The following is an 11793-nucleotide window of genomic DNA, read 5'->3' on the forward strand; positions in this document are numbered from 1 at the left end:
CCCGCCGCGGCACGGCGGTCAGAGATAGACGATTCGCCAAACGGCCCCGACCCGCCAACCTGCAGCCGGCGGCGCCTCAGCCGCCCTCGGCCAGAGTGCGGCAGCCCACCGCACCACGCCGTCACGTCGCGGTCAGCGAAAGACGATTCGTCAAACAGCCGCGACGCTGGATCAAGCAACGCGGCTGTACCGAGGCAAAGCTTGCGCGGTGACTCTGACCTCTGATCTTCGCGAGCCGACGGCCGGCGCGGTGGCACGCCCGGCGCGATCGCCGTGGTTCGCCGTCGCCGCCGTCGGGCTCGGCATCTTCGCCCTCGTGACCAGCGAGTTCCTGCCGGCGAGCCTGCTACCCGGGATCGCCTCCGACATGAACGTCACCGAAGGCGTAGCGGGTCAAGCGGTCACCGCCACGGCGATCATGGGAGCGATCACCGCGCCGACCATCGCCATCCTCGTACCCCGTCTGGACCGCCGCCGGCTGCTGGCTCTCCTGCTCGCCCTCGCCGTCGTCTCCGACGCGCTGGTCGCGCTCGCCCCGTGGTATCCGCTGCTACTCGTCGGCCGCCTGATCATCGGTGTGGCGATCGCCGGCTTCTGGGCCATGGCTCTCGCGGTGGTCGGGCAACTGGTCCCGGGCCACAAGCTGGGCCGAGCGATGACGGTGGTCAACCTCGGCGTCTCGCTGGCAACCGTGACAGCGGTACCGCTCGGCACCTACCTCGGCGACGCCTGGGGCTGGCGGCCGGTGTTCTGGCTGGCCGGCGGCATGGCCGTGGTAGCCCTGATCATGTTGCTGGCCTGGCTGCCGCCGGTAGCCGCCTCCGGCGCACCGCCACTGCGCGCCCTGCTCGACACGGCCCGAGGCCGCACGATGATCCTCGGCATGGTCGCGATCCTCCTGGTAGCGGGCGGCCACTTCGCGGCGTTCACCTACATCCGGCCGGCAGCCGAACGCGTACCCGACATAACCTCCTCGTCCCTCGCCCTGCTCCTGACGATCTTCGGCATCGCGGCCTTCGTCGGCACGATGCTCGCCGGCCCCCTGGCCGACCGCCGCCTCCGCCTCGGCGTACTGGTGGCGCCGGTCTTGATCGGCTCGGCGGTAACGGTCTTCGCTCTGCAGTCGGGCTCGTACGGGGCGGTGGCGGCCGCGGTGGGCGTCTGGGGTCTCGCGTTCGGCGGCCTACCCACGCTGGTGCTGACCTGGGTAGCCCGGGTCGAACCGAACCGCCTTGAGCCGGCCGGCAGCCTGGCCACGGCGATGTTTCAGGTGGCGATCGCCGTCGGCGCCGCAGTCGGCGGCGTCCTGGTCGACGCCTTCGACGTCCAGGTGGCCCTGGTCGTGGCCGGCATCGCCGCCATCGCCGGGGGCGCGCTCTTCACCAGCGCCCGCCGCTTCTGAGGTCGCATGCTGCGCCGGCCCGTGCACCGCAAGGCCCACGGTCCGGCGCATCGCGCCGCCCCTGGTAGTCGCGGCAGGCCAGGCGCCCTCGGCCCGCAGCACGGCGGCGTCGACGCAGACGGACACGGCCAGGTGCCCGTCGGTGGCGTCGTCGGCTCGCACGCCGTCTCCCCTGCTCGCGCCGGACTCCAGGCGGCGATGGTCAGGCCGGCAGCTTCACGGGTTCGTCGCCGACGTGCCGCCACTGCGTGGGAGGTACGCCGGCGTGCCGGCGGAACGCGCGGCTGAAGGCGGCTTCGGAGCCGTACCCGAGCCGCACCGCGACCTCGGCGACACTGCCCCGTTCGACAAGCAGCCGTTTCGCGTGCTCCATCCGGATGCGGGCGAGATAGCGCGCGGGCGAGTCCCCCACCGTGTCCCGGAACCGCTTGGCGAAGGCCGACCGCGACGCGAGCGCGACCCGCGCGAGCGCCTCCACCGTCCAGGGCGACCCCGGGTCGTCATGGATGGCCTCCAACGCCCGCGCGATGTCGGTATCCCGCAGCGGCACCGCCAGCAGCGGCAGGCTCCCGCAACCGGACTCCACCCAGTTCCGGATCGCGGCGGCCGCGACGATGTTGGCCAGTTGCGAGATCACCGACCGGGAGCCGGCTCGCTCGCCACATGCCTCGCCGGCCATCCCCTCGATCAAGGCCGCGACCACCGGCTCGCGCGTGGTGAAGCAGCACGCGACCAACATGTCGGGCATCACCGCCGCGACCTGGGCGGCGACGGGTGAGGCGTAATCCAGGTCACCCGTGTGCACCACGGTCTCGCCCCGAGCCACCAGCACGTGGTCACCACCGCGCGGCAACAGCAGGAAGTCCCCGGCGCCAAGCCGCTTCCCGGTGGCGCCCCGCACGTCAAGCCCACCCTGCGCGACGAAGTGAAAACGCATCCCCACACCGCCGACTGCGCGCCGCTCGCCGCCCCGCAACGTCTCCTTCCGGTAGGCGCCCACCGACCAGCGGAGCCGCTCCAGCACGTCGCTGAGGTCGTCGGTCACCTGCGTCACAGTCACGAATCGATCCAGCACCAGGTACGCGGAACGCATTCCCCGTGGTGGCGACCGCCACGATCTCGCCACGGCCTGGGTCACCCTCTAGCCCCCGCAGGCAACGCCTGACGTCCAGCCCAAGACCGGGGTGTGGTGGCCCGAGCTGGTGGGCGAAATCTCCCACCAGCGGACCTCGCTGCCCCTTGCGACCGGCCGCCCCGCCTGGGACGACGCCCCGAGTCGGCTGGGGCCAGGACCAAGAGCCGCGGGCGCGGCGGCCAGGTGGCAGGCCCAGGGCCAAGAGCCGCGGGCGCGGCGGCCAGGTGGCAGGCCCAGGAGCAAGAGCCGCGGGCGCGGCGGCCAAGTGGCAGCGCCGGGACATGGCCAGCGCGTGCGGCAGGCCTTCACCCCATCGCCAGAGCCGCCCAGCAGGCTGGCCGCCCTGGTCCCGCCGCCGCAGGGCGGCGGGACCCGAGGTGGCCAGGCGGGTCAGACCGCCGGTTTGCTCGTGTAGACCGTGGGGTCGCCCTGGATGAGCCAGATCTCCGGAGCGTTGATCGGTAGGAAGGAGCGATCGCCGCCTGGTTCGCGGGTTGACGGGATCGAGTCGCCGCTGGGTAGGTGCATGATGAAGTTGACCGGCTGGGTGTCGTTGACCAGCGGGATCGCGTAGTCGGCCCAACCGTCGGTCACGCCCGAGCGGGGCCAGGGCTTGTCCCAGGCGACCTGGGCCAGCACCTCAGGGGCTACCGCATCGCCCCACATGTGCAGGCCCCAACCCGCGGCCGCGGGGTCGCCGTAGTCGCCGGCCGGGCGGTAGTAGTGGACCGTCGCCGACGTGGCCGGTGGGCCGGCCGCTCGGACCCGGCGTGGTTCGGACGTCGCGCCCGGACCGGCCAGGCCGCCGGGTAGCAGCACGGCCCGGTATTCGACCGGGGTGTTGGCTGCCAGGTCGAGCGGGGTCAGGTCGTCGAACACCGTGTAGGCCGGCGAGGACGAGTCGGTGCCGACCCGGGTCCAGGCGCCGCCGGCGACGCGGCGTTCGATCGCGACCACGTTGGTCGCGCGCTCCGGGTCGACCACCGCGCGCACCTCGACGGTGCCGCGGACGCCGCTGCCCTCGGAGGGCGCTTCGATGGTGACCAGCGGGGCCGGCACGGTCGCCGACCGCACGGCCGACTCCCGGCTGTGGCCCTTGTTGTCGAGCACCACCGCGCGGTAGCGCACCGAGGTGCCGGCACGCTGGTCGCTCACGTCGTCGAACACCTGGTACGGCGCGTTGTCGTCGGTGCCGACCGGCCGCCACGGACCGCCCGCGACCGAGGCGTAGAAGCTGACCTCGTAGAAGGAGGAGCCGCCGACGTTGGCGGTCACCTGCAACCGGCCGCGGGAGCCGACTGCCGGGGTTGGCGCGCCCAGCGACACCGACGGCGCGGAACGGGAGCCAGGCACCTTGTCGCCGGCCTGGTAGACCACCGCAGATAGTGGCGGCACGGGCAGCGACAGCCGGCCGTCGCTGCCCGTGCGCAGGGTCCGCGGCCCGTCTCCGTAGACGTTCTTGAAGGTCCCCCGACCCGACGCGTAGGTCGGGATCGTCGCCGACTGGGCCGACTCGCTGTTGTTGAGGGCGACCACGTATTCGCGCTGGTCGCGCCGGTCGACGCGGGAGAAGGCGTAGACGCCGGGGCCTTCGCTCGCGTAGCGGTGCTGCTGGGCGCCGTCACGCAGGGCGGGGTGGCGCTTCGTCAGCGCGGCCAGTCCACCGATCGACGCGTACAGCGGGTGGGTGGTGACGAAGTTGTCCTGGGCGTGCGTCGCGTCGGTGCCCAGTAGGTCGTCGTCGAGATAGTCGGGCACCCGGCTGGCGAACAGCGTCTGTCGGGCGTCCTGGTCGCCGCCGGGGCCGGTGAAGCCCTGCTCGTCGCCGTAGTAGATGACCGGGTTGCCGCGGGACAGGTACATCAGCTCGTGCGCGAGCCGGTCGCGGGCCACCCACTCGGCGTCGGTCGCGCCGGGGTTGTCGCCCCGGACGAAGCCGCCGATCCGGCCCATGTCGTGGTTTCCGAGGAAGGTCGGGAGCTGGTAGACGTTGGAGTCGGCGTCGGTGTACCAGTCGTCACCGGCGAAGAACGTCTGCAGCGCTGCGGCCGGCTGCCCCCGCGACGCGAAGTTGCGGGCCGCGTCCTGGAACGGGAAGTCGAGCACCGACTGCATCCGGTCGCGCGTGGTGAACTGCGACGTGAAGCTCTTCGTGGTGTCGAAGACCTCGCCGAACATGAAGAACTCGGGCTTGCCCTGGCGGTGGGCGAAGTCGAGGATCTCCGGGCCGAACTCCTGCCAGAACTCGTCGTTGACGTGCTTCATGGTGTCGATGCGGAAGCCGTCGACGCCGAAGTCGCGGATCCAGGTCTTGTAGATGTCGATCATCCCGCGGACCACCCGCGGGTTCTCGGTGAACAGGTCGTCGAGGCCGAAGAAGTCGCCGTAGTAGGAGTTCTCGCCGACGAACGTCGTGTCGCCACGGTTGTGGTAGAGCGTGACGTCGTTGAGCCAGGCCGGCACCTTGAGGTTTTGCTCGGCGGGGTCGAGCACCGGCGTGTAGGGGAACGAGGTCGCCGGGTCGAGCGCCGGGAACGACGGCTTGCCGGCGAAGTCGCGGTCGTCGAAGGTCGCGCCGGACGCGGTCTTGTAGGGCGCCACGTCCTTGCCGACGTAGCCCTTGCGCGCGCCCTCCGCGTACCCGATGACGTCCGCGGTGTGGTTGGTGATGATGTCGAAGTAGACCTTCATGCCCTTGGCATGCGCGGTGTCGATCAGGGCACGCAGGTCGGCGTTGCTGCCGAGGTGCGGGTCGATCTGGGTGAAGTCGGTGATCCAGTAGCCGTGGTAGCCCGCCGACGGCCCGTCTTCGAGCTGGACCGCCTTGTTCTTGAAACTGGGCGTGAGCCAGATCGAGGTGGTGCCGAGGCCCTTGATGTAGTCGATCTTCGAGCGCAGGCCCTTGAGGTCGCCGCCGTTGTAGAAGCCCTTGCGGGTCGGGTCGAAGCCGGAGACCAGCGGGTCGGAACCTAGGCCGCCCTGGTCGTTGGCGGTGTCGCCGTTGGCGAACCGGTCGGCCATCACGAAGTAGAAGTTCTCGTCGGTCACGGGTTCCCGCAAGGAATGGCGCGCGGGCAGGTCGTCGTCACGACCGCCGGCGACCGCGGGAGCGGCTGGCAGCGTGGCCACCAGAACCAGCGCGGCAATCAGGCCGACCACACGTCGGATGGATCCAGGTATGGACATCTTCCCCCCTCGGACATCGACGGACGGGACGTTACCGAAGGGCTACGACGTTGCATACGGGTGAACCAGACGGACAATTCAGGGGGTACGCGGGCGCAAACGTCCTCTTCAGACAGCCGCCGAGGACCGATTGCATAGAAACGGTGGAGTCTCCTTGACAGGATCGTTATCTGGCGTCGGAGCCGTGGTGCCACGGCAGCTCCACCGCGCGCTCCGGCCGATGCCCGGCCGCGAACTCGTCGACCAGCCCGCCCAGGCCGTACGGGATGACCGTCTCCGGAGGAGCCGCCAGCTCGGCTCTCGTCCACCACCGGTGCCCGACGTGGAAGGCGGCCTCGCCCTCGAGCATGCCGGAGGTGTCCGGCTCGAAGGCGTCGACGTGCAGCGCGAAGAAGCAGTCCCGGAACAGCCCCCGCGCCCAACCAAGATCGGCATGCCCGCCGATGTAGGCGACCGGCGCGCCGAGGTCCCCGGGCGCGACTGCCAGGCCGATCTCCTCGCGCGCCTCACGAGCAGCGGCCTCCGCGAGCGACTCGCCGGGTTCGACGCCGCCACCGGGCGCGCACCATCCATATGCGCCGAACTCGGACACGTGGCGCCTGTCGAACGCGAACCTCAGGAGCAGGACCCGGAAGTCGCCGTCGAACAGCAGCAGCCGCGCGGACAGCCGCGCCAACTCGCCCTGATCGGTCACGAACGGGCAGCCTAGCGACGGTGCCCAAATTTCTTCACCGCAATATCCGTGCACTCTCTGGACATCGCCCGAGCTGCCCATGCGAACATATGTTCTATGCCCGAAGGGACCATCCTCCACGCCGACCTCGACGCGTTCTACGCGTCGGTCGAGCAGCGCGACGACCCCCGGTTGCGGGGCCGTCCGGTGATCGTGGGCGGCGGGGTGGTCCTGGCGGCGAGCTATGAGGCAAAGGCGGCGGGGGTACGCACAGCGATGGGCGGCCGCGCGGCGCGGCAGTTGTGCCCGGACGCGATCGTGGTCGAGCCGAGAATGTCCGCCTACACCAGGGCGAGCCGGGCGGTCTTCGAGGTGTTCCGGCAGACCACGCCGTCCGTCGAGGGCCTTTCGATCGACGAGGCGTTCCTCGACGTCTCCGGGTTGCGGCGGATCGCGGGGCCGCCGTCGGAGATCGCGGCCGGCCTACGCGCGGCGGTGCGCGACCAGGTCGGGTTGCCGATCACGGTGGGTGTGGCGCGCACCAAGTTCCTGGCCAAGGTGGCGAGCGGGGTCGCCAAGCCCGACGGCCTGCTCGTGGTGCAGACCGAGAAGGAGCTCGAGTTCCTCCATCCGCTGCCGGTCGAACGGTTGTGGGGCGTCGGGCCGGTGACCGCGGCCAAGCTCCGCGACCGGCGGATCCGCACGGTCGGCCAGCTCGCGCGGCTGGGCGAGGCCGGCCTGGTGTCGCTGCTGGGCCGGGCGGCGGGCCGCCATCTCGACGCGCTGGCCCACAACCGCGACCCACGAGCGGTGCAGACCGGCCAGCGCCGTGGCTCGATGGGCGCCCAACGCGCGCTGGGCCGAGCCCCACGCACGCCGGCAGCACTCGACGCGATGCTGGCGGGGTTGGTCGACCGGGTGGCCCGGCGGATGCGCGGCGCCGGGCGCACCGGCCGCACAGTGGTGCTGCGACTGCGGTTCACGGACTTCACCCGCGCGACCCGCTCACACACGCTCCCCCGCGCGACGTCGCACACCGAGACGATCCTGGACGCGACCCGAAGGCTGCTGGCGACGGCGCTACCGATGATCGACGAGCGCGGCATCACGCTGATCGGGATCTCGGTCGGCAACCTCGACGACCGCTACCTACAGCCCGCACTTCCCTTCGAAGAGAAGGACGGGGTCGCCCTCGACGCCGCACTCGACGCGGTCCGCGACCGCTTCGGCTCAGCCGCCGTGACCCGCGGCGTCCTGGTCGGCCACCTCCAGGGCTTGGAGATGCCCATGCTCCCGGACTGAACGCACGCGAATCGCGCGCACCGGCTGCGGAGCGATCCTGATCAAAGGCGGCTGCCGTCGCCGTGGCGGCAGGACGGGGTCGGCGCCAGGCCGGCAGGGCCGGAGCGGGTGCCGTCGCCGTGGCGGCGGAGCGAGACTGCGGCGGCGGCGCCGGGGCGGCAAGACCGGAGCGGGTCCGTCGCCAGCGCGGCAGGAGCGTCGGCGCCGCCGCCGGGACGGCAAGACCAGAGCGGGTGCCGTCGCGGCGGCAAGACCGGAGCAGGCCACCGCCGGAGCGGGTGCCACCGCCGGAGCGGGTGCCACCGCCGGAGCGGGTGCCACCGCCGGAGCGGCAAGACCGGAGCGGGCCACCGCGCTGGCGGCAAGACCGCTACGCGCTCGGGCTCGCCGCCGGCCCGTGGGTGCCGCCGCGACTAGTTACTTCTCGGCCGTGCCGGGGTTTGCGCTGATGGATTCCTGGTAGACGTCGGCGTAGGTGCGCGTGTCCTTGATGAGGTCGTCGCAGAAGGCGGCGACGTCCTTGCCGATGAGCTCCAGAACTCCCTTGCCGGACGCGACGCCTTCTTCGAAGAAGTCGACGATCTCGGGGAGCAGGCGCCCGTCGGCCAGGTCGATCGGTCCGACCTTGAACAGGTACTTCTGCATCTCCTTGTAGACGATCTGGTAGTCCGGCGGGAGCGCCTTGACCCGAGCCACATGGGCCCGCCACTGCTTCTTGCCCTCGACGATGTCCTGGATGCCCATGTCAGCCTCCTAGCCGGCCCAATTTCCTGGCGACGTTCCTGTTCAACTGCTCGCGCCACCGGTCGCGATAGGTCCGGGCTCCCTGGCCGCCGGCCAGCGCCGCGCAAAAGCCTGGGATGTCGTCGCCGAGCACCTCGGTGATGCTCTGTCCGTCCGCCGATGCTTCTTCGAGCAACCCCAGGGCGGCATCGATGATCGGCATGAGGTTGCGGCCGGTGAAGTCCCCGTACGGGAAGAGGTTGCCATTGATCTGTTCCCACGCCGCCCGGTAGTCGGCCGGCAATGCTCCCGCCCGGGTCTCGAACCCCTTCCATTCCCTGGTGAGATCGCTGCCTGTGATGGTTTCCCAGAAGGTCATCTCCGGCCCTCCTTGAGCCCGTCGATGCGTGATGAGACGTACTGCCATTTCGCCCAGAACGTTGCGAGCTCCGTGCGCCCGGCCTCGTTGAGCGCGTAGAACTTGCGCGGCGGGCCCACTTCGGACGGTCGTTTCGTCACCTGGACGAGTCCGTTCCGCTCCAGCCGCAGCAGGATGGTGTAGACCGTCCCCTCGATGACGTCCGCGAAGCCGAGCTCGTTCAGTCGGCGCGTGATGGCGTACCCGTAGGTCTCCTCGCCGCCGATGATCTCGAGCACGCAACCCTCGAGCGTGCCCTTCAGCATCTCCGTCAGATCGTCCATCGCGCCTCCTCTTCGGCCTGGAGTACCTCGTACCACCGAGTACCGCTATACCGTAGCACCGAGTACCGCTACACGGTAGTACCGAGTACTGCCGATCTTGGCTGCCGCCGTTGCCCACGTGGACCGAACAATGGCGGGCGGCTCATGGCGTGACCGACCCGAGGTCGGGGCGTGGTTGCGGGCCAACGGCAGTCTGTTGCGCACGATCGAGCCAATGACGACGATTTCCGCGACCTGGCTCCGTTGCGGGAGATCGTCGGCGATGCGCGGCGAGACGCGTCCACGAGTCCTGCCAGGTACGCAAACGGCTGACCCGATTCCTGCTCGCCCGGCGGCGGCCACCAGTCGTAAATTGCCCCATTTGTGGCAGGCCCGAGGCGCAGCGGCGTAGCGTTCCGTAAGTGCTCGGTGACGAGTTGATGATCGCGGGGGGCCGGCGCAGCCGCAACGAAGGGCGCCCACCCGACACCGCCACCCACGGCGACGTCACCGACGACCAGCCGCGCTTCGCGGACGATGACGCGCAAGATCGGCGCGTGCCGGTTACCTCCCGCCGGCACGTGCAAGACGGGGTCGCCGACGGCAAAACCCCGACCGCCGGCGCCCAGGAGAGGCACGCCAGCCAGGAGAGGCACGAAACCGGCGGCGGCCAGGAGAGGCACGCCACCCCGATCCCCGGCGGCGAGAAGAGGCACGCCAGCCAGGGGAGGCACGAAACCCCGACCGACGGCAGCCAGGGGAGGCGCACGACCCCGACCCAAGGCGACCAGGAGACGCACGCCGAGCACCAGCACCGCAGTGGGGTCGACGGGGTCGATGTGGCGCCCGTGCCCAGGGCGATGTTGCGCGACGCCCTCACGAGCGACGGCCTGGTCGTCGCGCCCGGCTGCTACGACGTCCTCGGCGCCCGGGTGCTCGAAGCCGCCGGTCTCGAAGCCGCGTACCTCACCCCGTTCGGTTTCCAGGCCGCCGACGCCCCCTCGCCGCACGCGCCGCAGGACCCATGGGAGCGGTACCTCGACCTGGCGCGGGAGCTCGTAGACGCCGCCGGCCTCGCGATCATCGTCGACGGGCAGACGGGCCTGGAGGGCAACCGCGGCGCCCCGGAACGGGCCGCGGATGCCTTCTCCGCCGGCGCCGCGGGCTTCGTGATCGAGGATCGGCAGGGCTTCGGAAAGGACCGGCCGCTGCGGACCATGGTCGAGGTAGGGCGCGAGATCGCCGCCGTCCGGCACGAAGTAGGACGCGAGACCACGGTGATCGTGCGGACGGACGCCGTACGAGAGTCCGTCGACGACGCCCGAGCGCGCTGTGAGTCCTATCTGGACGCCGGCGCCGACCTCGTCTTCCCGCTGATGACGCGTTACCTCAACTACCCGGACACGCCGGCCGACCGTGAGCGCCGGATGTCCGCGTACCAGTTCCTGACCGAGCGCGTACCCCCGAAGCGCCTGGTCGTGCACTCCCCCACCGGGCGCCACCTTCCCGTGGACGAGGCACGCCGGCTCGGGTTCGGGCTCTACCTGATGTCGCAGTTGCTCATCGCGTCCGCGGTGACCGGGATGACCCACGAGCTCGCGGCCGCGCTGGCCGACGAGCCCGGACCGATGCCCCTGCTGACCCCCGTCGACCTGGCGACGCTCACCCGCGTCGACAGATGGCTGGAGAACCGATGGTGAGCCACATGCGAGGAGGCGTCCGTTGACGGAGGCGAAGACGTGGGCCCGGACCAACCTCTCCGGATACATCCCGGTGATGTTCACCCCGTACACCGAATCGGGCTCGATCGACGAGGCGGCGGTGCGCAACGACGTCGAGTACACGCTGAGCCTGCCGGGCGTCGGCGGCCTCTACGTCGGTTCCGTGTGGCAGGAATTCTGGCTGCTGACGGTGGCCGAGCGCAAGCGCCTCACCGAGATCGTGCTCGACGCGGTCGCGGGCCGGGTCCCGGTCGCGGTGTCGGCCACGCACACCGCCCCGGACGACGCGGCCGACCTCGCGACGCACGCGGCCGAGTCCGGAGCCGGCATGATCATGCTCTGGCCGCCGTTCTTCGGTCCCCGGGGGCACGGCGGCGTGCTGGCCTTCTTCGACTACGTGCTCGGCCGGGTGCCTGCGCCGTTCGGGTTCTACAACACCAGCCTGTCCGAGATCGGCTACGAGATGGACCTGCCCCTGCTGCGTGAGCTCGCGCTCAGGCCGCAGATAGCACTGCTGCTCGACGGCGCGGTGCGGCTCGACGTCTTCCTGGAGACGCTGGAGGCCGTCGGCCGCGACGTCATGGTGACCAGCCCCGTCGAGGAGTACTTCCTGGTGGCGCGGATGCTCTATCCGGAGGTCGCGCCCGACGTCGTGATGGGGTCGAGCCGGGCCCTGTTCCTGCAGACGCCGCGCCAGCCGTACCTGCACGAGTTCTTCGTCTCCGTCGAGAAAGGACAGTGGCACGACGCGCAGAAACGGCTCGGTTGGATCATGGCGGCCGGCGAGTTCGCGCACGGATCGGTGCTGCGCGAGGGCAAGACACCGCTGGGGCTGATCAAGGCGATCAGGAGGGCGTACGGGCAGTCCGGCGGCACTCCCCGGGTGCCCATCCCGGCGCCGAGCGAGATGGAGGTCGGCGACGCGGTGGCGAACCTGCGCGCGGCCGGGCTCGACCCGCTCTGAAACCCC

At 70.8% G+C, this 11793-nt stretch carries 10 protein-coding genes; 4 read left to right on the forward strand and 6 right to left on the reverse strand.

From position 1 onward, the window contains the following. Positions 1-208 precede the first annotated feature (208 nt). Positions 209-1402, forward strand: coding sequence for an MFS transporter (locus tag BLV39_RS32220; RefSeq protein ID WP_176985177.1), 1194 nt, complete (start codon positions 209-211; stop codon positions 1400-1402). Between the two features lie 202 nt (positions 1403-1604). On the opposite strand, the gene BLV39_RS44445 is transcribed toward BLV39_RS32220, so the two are convergent. The 3 genes from BLV39_RS44445 to BLV39_RS32235 form a co-directional block, all read right to left on the reverse strand. Beyond that, on the reverse strand, positions 1605-2462 hold the full coding sequence (locus BLV39_RS44445) for an AraC family transcriptional regulator (RefSeq protein WP_176985178.1): 858 nt from the start codon (positions 2460-2462) through the stop codon (positions 1605-1607). 465 nt (positions 2463-2927) lie between these two features. Beyond that, positions 2928-5723, reverse strand: a complete 2796-nt coding sequence (locus BLV39_RS32230; RefSeq protein WP_090800386.1) for an alpha-amylase family glycosyl hydrolase — start codon at positions 5721-5723, stop codon at positions 2928-2930. A 166-nt stretch (positions 5724-5889) separates the two neighbouring features. Beyond that, positions 5890-6417 (reverse strand): NUDIX domain-containing protein, encoded by a 528-nt coding sequence (locus tag BLV39_RS32235; RefSeq protein WP_239083882.1) that lies wholly within the window; start codon positions 6415-6417, stop codon positions 5890-5892. Between the two features lie 96 nt (positions 6418-6513). On the opposite strand from BLV39_RS32235, the gene dinB reads away from it, so the two are divergent. Further along, positions 6514-7698: a DNA polymerase IV gene (dinB, locus tag BLV39_RS32240; RefSeq protein ID WP_090800388.1), complete on the forward strand. Its 1185-nt coding sequence runs from the start codon at positions 6514-6516 to the stop codon at positions 7696-7698. Between the two features lie 417 nt (positions 7699-8115). Here dinB and BLV39_RS32250 read toward each other — a convergent pair whose 3' ends face one another. Genes BLV39_RS32250 through BLV39_RS32260 form a run of 3 tightly spaced genes read right to left on the reverse strand, consistent with a single transcriptional unit; the run spans position 8116 to position 9123 of the window. Further along, the gene (locus BLV39_RS32250) at positions 8116-8442 is read right to left on the reverse strand and encodes a DUF1048 domain-containing protein (protein WP_090800389.1); all 327 of its coding nucleotides are present in this window, start codon (positions 8440-8442) and stop codon (positions 8116-8118) included. A gap of 1 nt (position 8443) precedes the next feature. Beyond that, the gene (locus tag BLV39_RS32255; RefSeq protein ID WP_090800390.1) at positions 8444-8800 is read right to left on the reverse strand and encodes a DUF1048 domain-containing protein; all 357 of its coding nucleotides are present in this window, start codon (positions 8798-8800) and stop codon (positions 8444-8446) included. After that, positions 8797-9123, reverse strand: a complete 327-nt coding sequence (locus BLV39_RS32260; protein WP_090800391.1) for a PadR family transcriptional regulator — start codon at positions 9121-9123, stop codon at positions 8797-8799. Before BLV39_RS32260 ends, BLV39_RS32255 begins: the two co-directional genes overlap by 4 nt. A gap of 401 nt (positions 9124-9524) precedes the next feature. Here BLV39_RS32260 and BLV39_RS32265 point away from each other — a divergent pair, with 401 nt between their 5' ends. Beyond that, positions 9525-10802: an isocitrate lyase/phosphoenolpyruvate mutase family protein gene (locus tag BLV39_RS32265; protein ID WP_090800392.1), complete on the forward strand. Its 1278-nt coding sequence runs from the start codon at positions 9525-9527 to the stop codon at positions 10800-10802. 22 nt (positions 10803-10824) lie between these two features. Further along, a complete protein-coding gene (locus tag BLV39_RS32270) occupies positions 10825-11787 on the forward strand; it encodes a dihydrodipicolinate synthase family protein (RefSeq protein WP_090800393.1) in 963 nt (320 codons plus the stop codon). Positions 11788-11793: the final 6 nt, after the last annotated feature.

Source organism: Asanoa ishikariensis (assembly GCF_900107455.1).
In the GTDB taxonomy this organism is placed as follows: Bacteria; Actinomycetota; Actinomycetes; order Mycobacteriales; family Micromonosporaceae; genus Asanoa; species Asanoa ishikariensis.